This window comes from Paenibacillus sp. Soil750, assembly GCF_001428045.1.
Classification (GTDB): Bacteria; Bacillota; Bacilli; order Paenibacillales; family NBRC-103111; genus Paenibacillus_E; species Paenibacillus_E allorhizoplanae.
The window spans coordinates 463,432-479,161 of record NZ_LMSD01000012.1 but is presented as its reverse complement, the minus strand read 5'-3'; the positions used below and the strand labels follow the sequence as shown (position 1 = coordinate 479,161).

General features: G+C 45.3%; 13 protein-coding genes. 11 read left to right on the top strand and 2 right to left on the bottom strand.

The genetic code is table 11. From position 1 onward, the window contains the following. Positions 1–53: 53 nt before the first annotated feature. From ASL11_RS14380 to ASL11_RS14370, 3 genes are read left to right on the top strand one after another with little or no spacing between them, the layout of a single operon-like run. Positions 54–1,019, top strand: a complete 966-nt coding sequence (locus ASL11_RS14380; protein WP_056615255.1) for an ABC transporter permease — start codon at positions 54–56, stop codon at positions 1,017–1,019. Between the two features lie 54 nt (positions 1,020–1,073). Further along, positions 1,074–1,952: a carbohydrate ABC transporter permease gene (locus ASL11_RS14375; protein WP_056615253.1), complete on the top strand. Its 879-nt coding sequence runs from the start codon at positions 1,074–1,076 to the stop codon at positions 1,950–1,952. A gap of 32 nt (positions 1,953–1,984) precedes the next feature. Beyond that, positions 1,985–3,115: a glycoside hydrolase family 88 protein gene (locus tag ASL11_RS14370; protein ID WP_200962430.1), complete on the top strand. Its 1,131-nt coding sequence runs from the start codon at positions 1,985–1,987 to the stop codon at positions 3,113–3,115. A 123-nt stretch (positions 3,116–3,238) separates the two neighbouring features. Here the strand turns inward: ASL11_RS14370 and ASL11_RS14365 are convergent, their stop codons facing one another. Continuing rightward, the gene (locus tag ASL11_RS14365) at positions 3,239–5,098 is read right to left on the bottom strand and encodes a heparinase II/III family protein (RefSeq protein WP_056615247.1); all 1,860 of its coding nucleotides are present in this window, start codon (positions 5,096–5,098) and stop codon (positions 3,239–3,241) included. A 221-nt stretch (positions 5,099–5,319) separates the two neighbouring features. Between ASL11_RS14365 and ASL11_RS14360 the strand changes: the two genes are divergently transcribed. The 8 genes from ASL11_RS14360 to ASL11_RS14325 all read left to right on the top strand — a co-directional run bounded on the left by ASL11_RS14360 (position 5,320) and on the right by ASL11_RS14325 (position 14,527). Continuing rightward, positions 5,320–7,053 (top strand): sensor histidine kinase, encoded by a 1,734-nt coding sequence (locus ASL11_RS14360; RefSeq protein WP_056615246.1) that lies wholly within the window; start codon positions 5,320–5,322, stop codon positions 7,051–7,053. Beyond that, complete coding sequence (locus ASL11_RS14355) at positions 7,050–7,835, top strand: response regulator transcription factor (protein WP_056615243.1); 786 nt, start codon at positions 7,050–7,052, stop codon at positions 7,833–7,835. Before ASL11_RS14360 ends, ASL11_RS14355 begins: the two co-directional genes overlap by 4 nt. A 171-nt stretch (positions 7,836–8,006) precedes the next feature. Then, on the top strand, positions 8,007–9,668 hold the full coding sequence (locus ASL11_RS14350; protein ID WP_056615240.1) for an extracellular solute-binding protein: 1,662 nt from the start codon (positions 8,007–8,009) through the stop codon (positions 9,666–9,668). Between the two features lie 85 nt (positions 9,669–9,753). Continuing rightward, positions 9,754–10,644 (top strand): ABC transporter permease, encoded by an 891-nt coding sequence (locus tag ASL11_RS14345; protein WP_056615237.1) that lies wholly within the window; start codon positions 9,754–9,756, stop codon positions 10,642–10,644. A gap of 18 nt (positions 10,645–10,662) precedes the next feature. Next, positions 10,663–11,550, top strand: a complete 888-nt coding sequence (locus tag ASL11_RS14340) for a carbohydrate ABC transporter permease (protein WP_056615234.1) — start codon at positions 10,663–10,665, stop codon at positions 11,548–11,550. A gap of 21 nt (positions 11,551–11,571) precedes the next feature. After that, positions 11,572–12,366 (top strand): endonuclease/exonuclease/phosphatase family protein, encoded by a 795-nt coding sequence (locus ASL11_RS14335; protein ID WP_056615231.1) that lies wholly within the window; start codon positions 11,572–11,574, stop codon positions 12,364–12,366. Between the two features lie 26 nt (positions 12,367–12,392). Beyond that, positions 12,393–13,697, top strand: a complete 1,305-nt coding sequence (locus ASL11_RS14330; protein ID WP_056615229.1) for a CehA/McbA family metallohydrolase — start codon at positions 12,393–12,395, stop codon at positions 13,695–13,697. Positions 13,698–13,759: 62 nt separating this feature from the next. After that, positions 13,760–14,527, top strand: a complete 768-nt coding sequence (locus ASL11_RS14325; RefSeq protein ID WP_056615225.1) for an MgtC/SapB family protein — start codon at positions 13,760–13,762, stop codon at positions 14,525–14,527. Positions 14,528–14,690: 163 nt separating this feature from the next. Here ASL11_RS14325 and ASL11_RS14320 read toward each other — a convergent pair whose 3' ends face one another. Further along, positions 14,691–15,587: a helix-turn-helix transcriptional regulator gene (locus ASL11_RS14320; RefSeq protein WP_056615221.1), complete on the bottom strand. Its 897-nt coding sequence runs from the start codon at positions 15,585–15,587 to the stop codon at positions 14,691–14,693. Positions 15,588–15,730: the final 143 nt, after the last annotated feature.

The following is a 15,730-nucleotide window of genomic DNA, read 5'->3' as shown; positions in this document are numbered from 1 at the left end:
GCGATGACTTCCATCAAAGCCTCTCCTCACTTATAAAAAAAGGAGATCTGTGCATGAACCGGAACCTGCAGAATACTGCTACCCCCGTTGCTCCGTCCCGTGCCGGTTCCCTACGTAGAACCGTTGCGAAAGATTTTATCACGAATAAATATTTGTATCTGATGATTTTGCCCGTGCTTGCTTATTATGTCTTGTTTCACTATGCGCCGATGTATGGAGCGATGATCGCCTTCAAAAATTACTCGCCCATGAAAGGCATTTTGGACAGTCCTTGGGTTGGCTTTGCCCATTTTGAGAGCTTCTTTAACAGTTTCTACTTCTGGCGCATTTTTAAAAATACGATCCTTATTAGTTTGTACTCACTTTTGTTTGAATTTCCGATGCCGATTCTGCTCGCCCTGCTTCTAAATGAAGTGAAAAACAAAACCTTCAAAAAGACAGCTCAGTCCATTACTTACATGCCTTATTTCATTTCGATGATCGTCATCTGCGGGATGATTAAGGACTTTACGAACAGTGGCGGCTTTATTAATACATTCTTCGTTTCGGTGATGGGTACGGATGGTCAGGCGATGCTGCAAAAGCCAGAATTATTCCGTTCTCTCTATGTGATCTCGGATATTTGGCAACGTATCGGCTGGGAGTCCATCATCTATATGGCTGCACTCACAAGCATCGATCAGGAACAGTATGAGGCAGCGCGCATCGATGGTGCTTCACGCATGCAGCAAATACGGAACATTACCCTGCCGGGTATATTGCCGGTCATTGTCATTATGTTTATTCTCCGATCTGGAAATTTGCTGAATGTCGGATTTGAAAAAATTATTCTATTGTACAATCCAGTCGTGTACGAAACGTCAGACGTCATTTCTTCCTTTGTGTATCGGAAAGGTTTGCTCGAATTTAACTGGAGTTACAGTTCTGCTGTCGGGTTGTTCAATTCTGTTTTGAATTTGTTGCTGTTGATAGCAGCGAACCGGTTCAGTAAAAAAGTTACTGACAATAGTTTGTGGTAGCTTGCTTAGCAGGTTGAAACGGGGTTTGATTTTAAGAAGAAAGGTAGTGCCCGGATGTCTATCCAATCGAAGTGGGAAGAGCGGATCTTTAATGCCGTCATATATACGTTGTTAACCTTGCTAATGGCCGCCACGATTTACCCGCTGCTTCATGTGCTTTTCGCCTCTTTCAGTGACGCTGATCAGATTGTGTCTCATGAAGGTATATTATGGCGGCCGCTTGGTTTTAACTTGGAGGCGTATAAACTCGTTTTCTCCAATTCAGCGATTATCGTAGGTTATGGAAATACGTTGTTTATCGTTATTGTTGGTGTTGCCTTTAATCTACTTTTGACAGCGCTTGGCGCTTTCGTGCTTTCCCGCAAAAACGTGTTCTGGAACAAATATATCATGTTCGCCATTTTATTTACGATGTTCTTCAGCGGTGGGTTGATCCCGATGTATCTTATTGTCAAAGGCGTGGGTTTGCTGGATTCCCTCTGGTCCGTGATCATTCCTTTTGCTGTTAGTACATTCAATCTCATCATCATGCGGACGGCGTTCGCCTCCATTCCGGATGCTTTGGAGGAGTCGGCGAAGATCGATGGAGCGAATCATTTTGTATTGTTATTCCGTATTATTATCCCATTGTCCCTGCCTACGCTCGCTGTAATCGCATTGTATTATGCAGTCGACAAATGGAACGGGTGGTTCTACGCCTCAATCTTTCTCAAGGATCGGGAGCTGTTTCCGCTGCAAATTATTCTGCGTGAGATTCTCATTTCAAATTCAACAGATAGTATGTCCTCTGGGACGGGTGGAGATATGTTTCAGATTGGGGAGACGATCAAGTACGCTACCATTGTTGTAGCGACCTTACCTATTCTTTGTGTGTATCCGTTCCTGCAACGTTTCTTTATCAAGGGCGTTATGGTTGGGGCTGTGAAAGGGTAGCGGTTTAATTAATAGAAAAGGGGCGCTTGACGATGTGGTTGGAAGCGTTAACGCATGCTGTGGAGAAAACACGGCGAAATATAGATAAATTCGAGAATCTTTTCCCTTGGACGGGACTTGATGGCGGTGATTATAAAAGAAGTGATCATCAGGACTGGACCGAAGGATTCTGGTCTGGCATGCTGTGGCTCAGCTATGAAGCAACTGGAGACCTGAAGTTCCGGGATGCCGCTGTACGTACTGTGCATAGCTTCCGCCATCGACTTGATACATTCAAGGTGTTAGATCACCATGATATTGGATTTCTCTATTTGCCGTCGGCGGTGGCGTGGTGGATGCTGGAAGGTAAGGAAGAGGCAAAGGTGCTGGGGTTAGAGGCAGCGGATGTACTTGTGAAAAGGTGGCGTCCTGCTGGAGGATACATTCAGGCTTGGGGACCTGCCGGCGATCCCAAAAATGGCGGCCGCATCATCATCGACTGCCTGCTGAACATTCCGCTTTTGTACTGGGCGTATGAAAAGACTGGCAATAAGATGTACTTGGAAGTTGCGCTTGCGCACGCGGAGAAGAGCCGTCGATATCTTGTACGTGGGGATGATTCCTCGTACCATACGTTCTATTTTGACCAGGAGAACGGTGAACCGGTTGGGGGCGGTACGCACCAGGGCTATAATGATGGCTCAACGTGGACGCGCGGACAGGCTTGGGGCATTTACGGATTTATTCTTTCATATAAATACACGAAGAACCCGGTGTACCTGGAGGTATCGCGTCGAATGGCTGCTTATTTCATCTCGCGTCTTCCAGCCGATCAGGTGACGTACTGGGACTTTGAGGTACCTATTGAAGCGGGAACGCCACGAGACAGCTCGGCTACGGCCATTGCCTGCTGCGGTATGCTGGAGCTTGTAGACTGCTTACCGGAAGGAGATCCTGACCGAGAGCGATTCGTAAGCGCGGTGTTTCGCTGCATGAAGTCGCTGACGGAGAACTACCTAACCAGCGAGGATCCGGATGCAGAAGGCTTGCTGCGTCACGGTTCCTACCATGTACGAGGAGGCATGTCTCCAGATGACTTCGTCATCTGGGGGGACTACTTCTACATGGAGGCGTTAATGCGGCTTGTCCGTGGGGTTCCGGGGTATTGGTATGAAAGGAATTGAGCTAATACAGTAAGCCAAAGTCCGCTGTCTCCTGATCGGGAGGCGGCGGACTTTGGTTATAAGCAAAGCTATCTTGCTGGATCAGGTTCACACAACACTAGGCTCTAATTCTCCATGTAAATGTTAAGCCAGCTGTTCAAAATGAAACGCGAAATGCAACCTTCGCTCCAAATCGTCCGTCACGCGTACCCTCATACTCAACGCGTAGTACATCTTTTCTTGGCCAAAATGGTTCAAGGAGGGCAGCGGCTCCACGACTGGCTCCATTAATCCTTCGTCATAGCTCAATACAAGTTTGAACGCAGCGCCCACGAGCTCGACCCGACCAGCTCCCGCAACCTTAGGCTGTACTTGGCAAATAAAACGCTCGGTTAACGCAGCGCCTGCTCTTTCTGAGAACACATAGTGATCTTCCAGATCCAACCTAGGCAGTCCGGCGTTTTTATGCCAAGTCCAGCTTCGCTCTAGCTTCAGCAGTCCCGGGATATCATAGGCATCCTGCAGCTCTACGACGAACCGGTCATAGTCGACAGTAATCTCGGCCTGTCGTACGGTTGCTTTATATGCTGCACCAGCCTGTTGGCTAACTCCATCCATCATAGGGACAGAGTGGCCCAGCGCACTGTTGCAAATAAAGGAATACCTCGTAGCGGGCGCGAAGTACGGCTTCGTATAAAACCCAGCTCCTATATCAGCCAGGAACGTCTCTTGCCCAGCTAGGACGATGAAATGCCCGACATCGTTATGATTATGGGGTTCATCGTTATAACCGCCTTTGGCGGCAAAGCTGAACATGCCTTCCTCCTTCTCGACTCGCGATACCATCCACTGCGCATCCGCTAGATAGATCGACTCCGCCTTCCATCCTTCCCCCTGCGTTCTCGGCTCGTACCAAATCAAATTGCGAAACGCAGGCGCCCATCGGCCGCAATGGTCATAAACCGCCTTGTCCTGAAATGTATATTCAGGGAGTTGCACTTCCGGAAACCTCCGTGCCATTTCATGGGTCAGCCCGATGTACACATCAGATTCCTCTGGCGAATCGGAGAAATTAATGATCTTGCGACCGTGAAGGAAGCAGTTCTGTTGAAATAAGGCTACCTGCTTCACCTTAGGAACGGCGAGTAAATCTACTGCTCCGTTGGTTCTCCGGGAGAGAAGCTCTGCGAAATACGTATAGAAACCGAATCCATACCCCCAATACATATATCCTTCCAAGCAGGCACCGTCTTCTCCATAGCCCTCCAAGAACAAATTGACCGTAGGCAGCGATTTGTTCAATACGAGAGCCAATTCCTGCTTATCCTCAATTAAGTAGATGGCTGCAGCGCCGATCGAACCGGCACACACCGCCGCCCAGTTATTACGCACATGCTCCCAGAAATAATCATTCACTAGAAAAGGTGTAAATACGCGGCGGTAGACTTCTCTATATACACGATCGCGAATGGTCCCTGGCCAACGATGCCCCGTCAGCATCATCACCTCAGCCAGTGCGAAAGCAGTCTCCGCAGCAAACAGATCAATCCCGACTCCTGGGTCCGGCACATTGTGCTCATGCACGGAGTATCGATCCGTTCTAAGTCCAGGCGGGCTGTCAAAAGTGACCGGCACGCACCAGGAAAATTCTCCGCAAATGGCCCACACCGTATCCAAAAGTCCGTCGTGGTAATCGGAGCGTTCAGGCATTAGCCAGCTCAACAAGCCAAAAGTTGTTAGACGTTGTCTCCTGGAGAAATAGACGGGCTCATATGTTTTGCGGAAGCCATCCTCCCAAACTCGGCGGAATAGCGTCCAGGGCAATTCCGTAATAGGCTGCCCGAGAAATCGTTCTCCATCCGCAGCCAATCGTTCAAGAATCGGCTGGAATTCGGGCTCGGACATGATTCGACTGCGTACGGCTTCCCGATCTTCCCGAAAGAGCCAATTGCCGATTCCGGCACTGCCGTCGGCCAGCTGCTCGTAAATGGAATTATGAATCATAGACTCCAATGCCTCCCTGTTCAGTAAACTATTAGAACTAACGTATTCACCCTCCAGTATAGTGCAGTGGTTAGGATCCCTCTATCGGGGGACGTGACACGATTCTTGTTTTTATGACTTATCTACGTATAAACTCCAATTGTCACCACGGTTGTTAGCGCTTTATTTGTTTTGTATACTAGGCAAGACAAGATTAAATAACGACAAAGCGAGGCTGAATCATGACAACATGGAAGAAATTTGCATTACCACCGAAGCCGCATTCGTTAAAATCTCGGCTCATCATAATTCTGTTTATTAGCTCGCTTGCACCTTTAATTTTAATTGGAAGCATTTCCTATTTCTCTATGTATGCCATTTTGCAAAATAAGGCGGAGGGCGGTGCCCTTAGTAATTTGCATCAAGTCAGGATCATGTTGGAGGATACCATAGGCCAGTTGAATCACACTTCCCAGCAGCTTGCCTTTGACGGTAGAGTGGGCAAAAGTCTTGAAACGTATTTGTCGGCTGATATCTATGAGAAGAAAAGATTGAACGACGAGATCAGAAGTGAATTAGGATTGATTCACTTTACGAACCCTACACTGGGTTTGATGTTTTACTATTTTGAGAATGACAATCAGGTGCTATTTGAGAATTTTAGTGTGAATGATAAGCATGATCTTAAGAATCTTCCAGTCCTCATCAAATTCGATAAACTTACGTATATGGGACCGCACCTATCTCTAAATCCAATTGATGGCAATCAAGTGCTTTCGATTTTGCGTAAAGTAGAGCTGCCAGATCGTGATGATGTGTATGTCTATATTGAAACGAATTTTAAATTAGCCGAAAGTATTCTCAAAGACAATGATCAATTCGGCGGTAACTTGGTGCATCTAATCCTGGATAATTACGGAAAAATTGTATATAGCGAGAATTCTGAAGACTTCCCAGTGGGGATGGTGTATGCCGCTGACGATTCGAATAAGGATATCACAGGCAAATATCGGATGTTCGAAGAAGCAAGTAACCAAACATGGAAAGTGATGTCTGCGGTTCCCAATTCGGTCTATAACCTCGAAGTATATAGATGGATGAAACAGTTTGTGTTTTTTGCCATTTTAACGTTAATCGCAAGTTTCTTTATTGCCTGGTTAATTTGGCGAACCGTGTATCGTCCGCTGAACCTGCTCAGTACGGATATTCGCAATGTCAAAAGCAATAATGAGGTATTTCCTAGAAGACAATCGCAAATCTCAGAGTTTTCTATGATCTACAGAGAGTTTGCTGAAATGAGAAGTCGCATTTTTGAACTCATTAGCGAGGTTGAGCAGAAAGAACAGAGTAAAGCCTTTCTTGAGGTTGAGAAATTAATGACCCAAATCAATCCTCATTTTATTCATAATACATTGGATACGATTCGATGGCTGGCACGTGCCAATGGACAGAAGGATATTGACAGGTTGGTATCTACTTTGAATAAAGTGCTCTATTATAACCTGGGTAAAGGCGGACCTGCACGAATTAAAGATGAGATTGAGGCTCTGAAAAATTATGTCGAGCTGCAAGGGATCCGCTATAATTTTCATTTTGATGTGAAGATTCATGCAGATTCTGAAGCTCTTGAATTGGCAGTTCCCCGATTTATTCTTCAGCCGCTAGTAGAGAATGCGTTATATCATGGCTTGGGTGACAATGGTGTGATTGAAGTAAGTGTAATCGAAGATGGCTTCTCGCATGTCATTATAGAAGTGAAAGACAATGGAGATGGCATGACAGAGGAAGATATCACGCAATTAATGAGTGAAAACACGATAGAGAAAAAGAAGGTAGGCATGGGCATTGGACTTCAATATGTGTATCGTATGGTTAAGTTCCAATTTGGACCAGCAGCCAGTTTTCATATAGAAAGTACAATCGGTGCAGGGACGACGATCGTTCTTCGTCTTCCAATAGGAGGAGTTGGCTTATGATAAAAGTTATGGTTGTAGACGATGATCACTTGGTACGTAAAGGTTTCATTACAATGATGCCATGGCGGGAGCATCAATTAGAAGTTGTAGGCGAAGCAGGGAATGGTAAGAAAGCCTTGGAGTTTCTTGCGGATAATCAAGTTGACTTGCTCATCACAGATTTAGCGATGCCTGTCATGTCGGGTATTGATCTAATGAGGGCCGTGAAAGAGAAGTACAAGGACATCAGCATGGTCGTTTTGACGTTTCATCAGGATTTCGAACTTATCCAGGAAGCACTTCGTTTGGGGGCGCTGGATTACATAACGAAGGTCGAGCTTGAACATGAGCACATGGATGAGGTTCTCAGGCGAATTGTGAACAAGATGGCAGAGCAACATATGCGAACTAGAGATACACAAGTTCAACCTCTTCCTGTGACCACGCTCGCGGATGAAGACGAGGGACCTTACTCACCAGAAGTAAATGCAAGTGTATGGAAGGCCGTCGATATAATTCATGCGGAGTTTCAACACGACCTTTTATTGCCGGATATTGCGAAAAGGGTGAATATGAGCCGCAGCTATTTCAGCCGTTGTTTTCGGGATATTGCGGGTAAAACGTGTAATGATTTTATCCGTGAAGTGCGAGTGAATCACGCGAAAGCCATGCTTACACAAACGAACAAATCCATTGGATGGATCGCCACACAGGCTGGGTATCCGAATGAAAAATATTTCAGTAAGGTATTTCGGGAGTTAACGGGCATGCTGCCTGGTGAGTTTCGGAAGAGCCAGTCATAACTAGAAGAAGAGGTCGCAAATCGTCTCCTAAAAAGTGCACTTTCGTCTACTGGAAGTTCCATGTAGCCAATTACGAGACGATTTGCTCCCAAACACAAGACGGAATTGAACCCGAATGCCTTTCATTTTCTTTAAGATGTAAGTGTAGGGTAATTAAAGAGGAGGGGCATTATGAAGAATAAAAAAGCTCTAATTTCCATGATGGCAATCGCTGTACTGATGACAGCATGTTCAAACAACACAGGGACTAAGGATGGTGGGCAATCGTCGGCGGATTCCAAGGTGAAAGTGGATCCTTTCAAGATGCCAAATCCGATTGAAGTTACCACGTTCAAAAGTTTAAGTCCTGGAGCTAAGCTGCCAGCTGGTGACACAGTGGAAAGCAACCAGTACATGAAATACATTTCAGAAAAAACGAATATTAACTTTAAAATTCTTTGGTATGCTGCTCCTCAGGATCACGAACAGAAGATGAAGTTGGCTATCGCGAGCAATGACTTACCGGACGTTATGCTTGTGAATGAGCAAATCTTTCTAGCTTTAGCAGAAGCAGGCCAAATTGAGGATTTGAGCAAAGTATACGAGAGATATGCCTCTCCATTGGCCAAAGAATTGTATGGTTCAACGAATAATAAAGCGCTTGAGAAAGCGACCTATAAGGGGAAGTTAATGGGAATACCGAACATCAGCGTGCAAGCCGATGCGGCAAGTATGGTGTGGGTGCGTAAGGATTGGATGGATAAATTGGGGCTTCAACCTCCGAAATCGATTGACGATGTAACCGCAATTGCCAAAGCTTTCGTCGAGAAAGATCCAGACGGTAATGGCAAAGCGGATACGATGGGTATTGCTGGGTATGAGAAGTCGCTCGCAGTTAACGGGAAAGCACAACGTGGGGATTTCAAAGGTATTTTCCAAGCGTTCGGTGCGTATCCATCAGGTGGTGTTGAAGGCGTTTCCAACTGGATTAAAGATAGCTCAGGCAAGGTTGTCTATGCTTCGATCACACCAGAAACGAAACAAGCACTCAGTAAGCTGCGTGATATGTATGCCGCTGGCGCGATTGATAAAGAATTCGCACTGCGTAAAGAGCCGAACGAGAATATCGTTTCTGGCAAATCGGGAATTTTCTTCGGACCATGGTGGTCCGGCGGTTTAGCAGCTGACACGATGAAGCTCAATCCAAAGGCTGACTTCGTACCATATTTGATCCCTGATGCGAAAGGCACAGTAAATACAATGATGGTGCCAGTGAGTACACAGTTTATCGTTGTGAAGAAAGGCATGAAAAACCCTGAAGCCGCAATGGTCTACGCAAACACCTTTATCAATGCGCAACGTAAAGTAGACCCGGATGCATTGAAACTTGATTTCTCTGTAAGTGCAGAACACTGGCCAATTGGGAACGCGACCTTCGATTTTGCCGATGCGGTAGAAAGAAAGTCAGATATGTTGAAAAAGGCAATGGGCGGTCAAACCAAGCCTGAAGAACTGAGTCCAGAAATGAAAGAAATGTTCGATAAAGCTACGCGCGATAAAGCGAAACCGAAAGCGGATTTGAAAGATTGGTCTGGCTATTATGGCTACACAGCACCTGCCGATTTGTTGAAGCAAAACATGAATAAAGTGTATAGCGAATTTACAGCAAACACGAAAACGATGGAAAGAAAATGGGCTAATCTGCAAAAACTGGAGAAAGAAACGTTCTTCGGTATTGTAATGGGCGAGAAGCCACTAGAAGCCTTTGATAAGTTCGTAACCGATTGGAAAGCGCAAGGCGGCGACGAAATTACGAAAGAAGTTACGGAAGAACTGACTAAATCCAAAAAGTAAACATGAAATAGCCAAGAGCGCACCGCCTAACCGATTGGTGGTGCGCTTTTTGTACAATCATGATGGGAACAGAGGTGTATAGCTGATGAATATTCGATCATTTTATAAGCACTATCATTTGATGCTCTTACCGGGAATTGTGCTTCTTATTATTTTTCACCTCATTCCGATGTTCGGAATCGCCATTGCGTTCCAAAACTTTAAGATTGGTTTGGGGATCTGGGATTCGCCTTGGATTGGGCTTGAAAATTTCACGTATATGTTTGAGCTGGAAGACAGCAAAACAATTTTCTTTAATACCGTATTTATCGCCGTATGTAAAATTATTGCACATCTCATTGTTCCACTTACATTTGCCATATTGCTGAATGAAATTCGCTTTCATATTTTCAAAAGATGGGTGCAGACAGTGGTCTACCTCCCTCACTTTATTTCTTGGGTTATCTTAGCTGGTGTCGTAATGGATATGTTGTCATTGGATGGCATTATCAACAGTGCGTTGAAAATGTTTGGTTTCGAACCGATCATGTTTTTGGCAAAAAACAGTTGGTTCCCTTCCATTGTGGTTAGCTCAGATATTTGGAAGGAATTTGGATTTGCTGCCATCATTTATTTAGCTGCTTTAGCTGGCATTAATCCGTCGCTATATGAAGCGGCTGAAATGGATGGCGCTAATCGCTTGAAGCAGTTATGGTATGTGACCTTGCCAAGCTTGGTTCCTACCGTCGTATTGTTGGCTACCTTAAGCATTGGTAACATTCTGAATGCAGGTTTTGATCAAATTTTCAATTTGTATAATCCGCTTGTTTACCAATCAGGCGATATTATTGATACGTATGTTTACCGGGTTGGGCTCGTGCAGGCACAATATGGCTTAGCAACGGCCGTCGGACTTTTGAAATCAATGATTGGATTTATACTCATTATCCTCTCTTACAAAATAGCGTATAAATACGCAAACTACAGAATTTTCTAATGAAGCAGGTGAATACCCATGGTACGTAATAAAACATTATCCGCTCAGGTAGCTGAAGCCATTCTCATCTTCGTTATGCTGCTCATCTCGTTCATGTCGCTTGCACCTGTGGTACACGTATTCTCTGTCTCGTTTAGTGATAACGCTGCAGCGGCAGGCGGCCTCGTCAAGTTTTGGCCCGTTGGTTTTACTTTGGAATCTTATCGTAAAATTTTGGAAGAGCCACACTTTTTTAATGCTTTTCTGGTCTCTGTCAAACGGGTATTACTCGGCGGCGGCATTAACTTCGTCTTAACGGTCATGATGGCTTACCCATTGTCTCGAAGTAACAAGGAATTCCCGCATCGGACCATCTATATGTGGTTTATGTTATTCACGATGCTCTTTAGCGGTGGCATTATTCCTTTATATTTAACGATTAAGTCGTTAGGGATGTTCAATACAATCTGGGCGCTTGTATTGCCAGGTGCTGTACCCGTGTTTAACGTTATCTTGCTAATGAACTTCTTCCGTAACTTGCCGAAGGAACTTAGCGAAGCGGGTTATATGGATGGAGCTGGACCATGGTACATGATGATTCGTGTCTATCTGCCGCTTTCATTGCCCGCCATGGCAACGGTTACGTTATTTAGTATTGTTGGTCATTGGAATGCTTTCTTTGACGGGATGATTTTTATGCGCAGCGCGGAGTTCTATCCGTTGCAAACGTATATTCAGCAGCTCGTTGTGAGTCAGAATGCGATGTTGGAGCTGGATTCCTCCAAATTGGAATTATTAATGAAGGTTTCGGACAAAACACTCAATGCGGCCAAGATCGTTGTATCTATGGTGCCGATTCTAATTATTTATCCATTTCTGCAAAAGTACTTTATTCACGGTATTATGCTAGGTTCTGTTAAAGAATAGATACAAAAGAGGTGCAATGAGATGACTTGGAAGGTCATGACGTTCAATTTACGCTACAACGAGCCGAAAGATGGGGAGAATGCATGGCCTTATCGTGTTAAGCGTGTTTCTCAAACGATACAAGAACACGACCCCATACTATTCGGTACACAAGAAGGCTATTATGACATGCTGATGGAGCTTCATGAAGAGCTGCCAGCCTACAATTGGGTCGGCACAGGTCGGTTTGGCGAACATGAGGATGAGCATAATGCTATTTTTTATAAAAAAGATCAGCTTGAAGTTCTTGAAGAAGGGCATTTCTGGCTATCGGATACACCAGAAGTTGTTGCCACGAAAAGCTGGGACAGCATGTTCCCAAGAATGTGTACCTGGGTTCGTTTCAGAGACAATCGCAGCCATAAAGCATTTGTTGTCTACAATACGCACCTGGATCACCGCAGCCAGAAAGCTAGAGAAAACGGTGTGAAGATAATTTGGAATTACATCGCCACTCATCAAGCTAACCAACCCTTACCGGTTATTCTTATGGGAGACATGAATAGTCATCCGAGTAATGCTACTATCCGTTATTTAAGCGGGGAGTCAAGGGAAGAAGGACCGCAAGGTTGGTTGAGAGACGCGTATTCTCTTCTAGAAGGAGAGATAGGTCGGACTGCGCACGATTTTAAAGGTGGAGCAGATGAAGCGCCTATTGATTATATCTTCGTATCACCGGAGATAGATCTGGTAGAAACAATCGTCGATAGAAGGCAAATTGGAGGGGGCTACCCTTCCGATCATTACCCCATTATTGCAGCTGTGCGCCTACCCTAAAACGGCGCCAATCAAGGAGATAAGCGATGAAACCTGAAAATAGAAACCGTTCAGTTATGACAATTACGCGCGAAATTGCTCATTCCGAGCAAAGCGCTTATATCGAAGTACCTTTTGAAATGCCTGAGCACGTTGAGGAGCTAGTGGTATCGTATTCGATTGAATCGCATGGTAAACAGAAGGCAATCATTGACCTGGGGCTAAGGGACCCGATGAGAGTAAGAGGTTGGAGTGGAGGCGCGCGCAAACAGTTTCAAGTTGGACTGGAAAAAGCTACGCCTGGTTACATGTCTGGCGACTTAACGCCGGGTAATTGGGCGGTATTGCATAACGCCTACAAGGTGCCGAACGAAGGTTGTTCGGTTCATGTTACCATCCAATTTCTGTTTAAAACGCCTCGTTGGCTTAAAGGAGATCTGCACACACACAGCGTGAATAGTGACGGTACGTTTACGCTAGAAGAAAATGCAGCCATTATGGAAGAGCTCGGCTGCGATTTTATTGCCATGACAGATCACAATACCGTCAGCCAAAACCTGACGTACCCACGAAATACGAATGTTCTCATGATACCGGGCATGGAGTTTACAACGAACTTCGGCCATAGTAATTTTCTTGGCGTCGTTGATCCCATCCTTGATTTTCGAGTGAAAGGGCAGGAAGATGTCGAGGCTAAGATTGCCGAAGCACAGGCAAGTGGCGCGAAAATCGTTATCAATCACCCGCATTGCGAGTATTGCCCATGGGAATGGGATTTTAATGTTGCTCATGATTGGGTTGAAGTGTGGAATGGGCCGTTTGCAGATCGGAATGCGAAAGCCCTGCAATGGTGGCATGATCAACTGGTCTCGGGCAGAAGACTTGTTGCCGTTGGCGGCAGTGATACGCATCGCCCAGATCCGTATGTAAAGCATGCCATGCCTTGTACATGGGTGTACGCTTCTGAGAAAACCGTAGATGGCATTTTGGGTGGGATTGATCGGGGTCATGTTTGCATTACATATGCGCCAGAAGGACCTTTTGTACAGCTGAAATGTGGTGTCTATATGGTTGGAGATGTGGTCCCTGTTGGGGAAATTAGCCAGGTGGTTTCTTTCACAGCCGAGGATCTGAAAATCGGAGATACGGTGAAATTGATTAGCAATCGCGGATTGGAAAAGGAAGTTGACGTATCGGCAGATGGCGTTCTTGCGAGCCAAATCGACGCACAGGGCACGACATTTGTACGTGCTGAAGTTTGGCGGTATTTCCAAGAGGTCGATATGACGTTGCTGGCTGCGCTAACGAATCCTATTTATTTTGGCAACGCGTGGATCGTGCCAAACAATTAGCAGAAGAAAAAGGGGTAACTTTAGCTCAAATCTCATTGGCTTAAGGGAGGACTGGGAAGGTTATGACGGTAATCTCCAGTGTTTGGCATATTTCTCACCTAGATCTATTAATTCGGATGTTGATCGCTACACTGCTGGGTGGATTAATTGGATTAGAACGGGAATGGAGTAACCATGCTGCCGGATTTCGAACACATATTTTAGTTTGTTTGGGTTCTACCACGATCATGCTTCTATCCATTTATGGGTTCTCCGAATTCGTCAATGAATCGAATGTGCGTGCGGATCCAGCAAGACTAGCAGCACAGGTCATCAGTGGTATTGGTTTTCTTGGAGCGGGAGCCATTCTACGGAATGGCTCCGTCGTCAGTGGGCTCACGACGGCTGCCTCCGTATGGGTTGTGGCTGCAGTTGGACTATGTGTCGGAGCCGGGTTTTTCTTTGTGGCTGTGTTGTGCACCTTCTTGGCATTAGTTAGTTTGCTATTATTGAACAAATGGGAGAAATACCTGCTAAGAAATCGTCGTGTCCATGAGATTACCGTTAAGGTACTGGATCATCCAGGAGTGCTAGGCAAGATCGCATCCGCATTAGGAGATCAAGGCATTCATATCATGAAGATGAAAATGATCCCTGATGTTGAAATAACCGGAAATAGCCTCGAGAAGCCTACCATGAAGCTATGTTTCACGATGAAGGCACCGGAGAAAGGTAAGCTTCTTGCCGCACTTGATGAAATTCATCGGTCCGAATATGTGTTGTCGGCCGATTCCCCTTGGTTGGAAGGACTTCCAATCAAGCGAGTGATAAAACCGGTGAGTATGCCGTAATACGCGTGATTCTAATTAGGAAATAACAAAAACGGAGTTCCATGAGTTCACGGGCTCCGTTTTTGTTAGGATTGCGAAAACTAGATAGTAGAGATAGATCAATAACTATGAGTTTTATTGAAATAAATAAGATGAAAAAGACCGCCAAAAAATGGCGGTCTTCTTACGTTTGATGCTTCCGGTAATCTCCCGGCGTGATGCCAGTATACTTTTTAAACGTTCGATTAAAATGGCTGATGTGATTATAACCGACCTGTGCAGCAATTTCAGTCACATTCAAATCGGTATCTTTGAGCAGTGCCATGGCTGACAGAATGCGAATGTCCGTTAAGAACTCGATATAAGTTTTGCCTCTAACTAGTTTCAACATATGACTGAAATATGAAGGGGCCATCAACGCTTTGGCTGCTACATCTTCCAAATGAAGCTCCTCATGGTAATGCGACTCCATATAATGAATTGCCTCATAGAAAGCTTTTCTATGCAAGGCTACTCTGTGGCTATCCTGATGACTTTGCAAGTGGATAAACCGTTTATATTGTCTGACAGTAATGACGAGAAGTCTGAGCAGTTCGGCTTTAATCGCCAGCCGGTAACCTTCTTCTTGAGACTCCCATTCGGCGAGAATGACATGGAGAAGGCTTTCAACCACAGTTTGCGTAGGAGGAGGAAGTGTCATTTTGGGAAGCAAGTCCGCGTCGGTAATAAGAGGCCTAATATATGCGAAATCAACAAAGGTCTCCATATGCGCCAAATCGCGAAGGCTGTCATTGAGGGCATGGGGCATAAAATCGACCTGGATCATAACGAAATCCATCGATTCGCGGATCTCCAAGCGATGCTCCTGATAGGGGGGGATCGAGAATAGATCACCTTTTGTGAGCACATATTGCTGACCAGCCACCCAATGTAGGCAACTGCCAGACAGCATATAGCAAAGTTGGAGATGCTCGTGCGCATGCAGGATGCGATTCATGGAATGCGGCCTGCGAATTTCTATTTTGAAGGGAAACGTTTCATCAAGCATTTCTTTGGTAGCATAGATCGGATAATCGGACATATAGACCTCCGCGAGTTTCAATTGTCCTGCATTTCTATTTTATGATACATGGAATCGTTGATTTATTCAAAGAAATCGTGGAAAAGGGAAAGCGTTTACTATTCGGTCCTGCCATAATGATTCTTATAGCGAGAGGAGGTATA

Excerpts from the sequence above, each read along its gene's own strand:
- ASL11_RS14380 (WP_056615255.1), top strand. The coding sequence starts at position 54 with ATGAACCGGAACCTGCAGAATACTGCTACCCCCGTTGCTCCGTCCCGT.
- ASL11_RS14375 (WP_056615253.1), top strand. The coding sequence starts at position 1,074 with ATGTCTATCCAATCGAAGTGGGAAGAGCGGATCTTTAATGCCGTCATA.
- ASL11_RS14370 (WP_200962430.1), top strand. The coding sequence starts at position 1,985 with ATGTGGTTGGAAGCGTTAACGCATGCTGTGGAGAAAACACGGCGAAAT.
- ASL11_RS14365 (WP_056615247.1), bottom strand. The coding sequence starts at position 5,098 with ATGATTCATAATTCCATTTACGAGCAGCTGGCCGACGGCAGTGCCGGA.
- ASL11_RS14360 (WP_056615246.1), top strand. The coding sequence starts at position 5,320 with ATGACAACATGGAAGAAATTTGCATTACCACCGAAGCCGCATTCGTTA.
- ASL11_RS14355 (WP_056615243.1), top strand. The coding sequence starts at position 7,050 with ATGATAAAAGTTATGGTTGTAGACGATGATCACTTGGTACGTAAAGGT.
- ASL11_RS14350 (WP_056615240.1), top strand. The coding sequence starts at position 8,007 with ATGAAGAATAAAAAAGCTCTAATTTCCATGATGGCAATCGCTGTACTG.
- ASL11_RS14345 (WP_056615237.1), top strand. The coding sequence starts at position 9,754 with ATGAATATTCGATCATTTTATAAGCACTATCATTTGATGCTCTTACCG.
- ASL11_RS14340 (WP_056615234.1), top strand. The coding sequence starts at position 10,663 with ATGGTACGTAATAAAACATTATCCGCTCAGGTAGCTGAAGCCATTCTC.
- ASL11_RS14335 (WP_056615231.1), top strand. The coding sequence starts at position 11,572 with ATGACTTGGAAGGTCATGACGTTCAATTTACGCTACAACGAGCCGAAA.
- ASL11_RS14330 (WP_056615229.1), top strand. The coding sequence starts at position 12,393 with ATGAAACCTGAAAATAGAAACCGTTCAGTTATGACAATTACGCGCGAA.
- ASL11_RS14325 (WP_056615225.1), top strand. The coding sequence starts at position 13,760 with ATGACGGTAATCTCCAGTGTTTGGCATATTTCTCACCTAGATCTATTA.
- ASL11_RS14320 (WP_056615221.1), bottom strand. The coding sequence starts at position 15,587 with ATGTCCGATTATCCGATCTATGCTACCAAAGAAATGCTTGATGAAACG.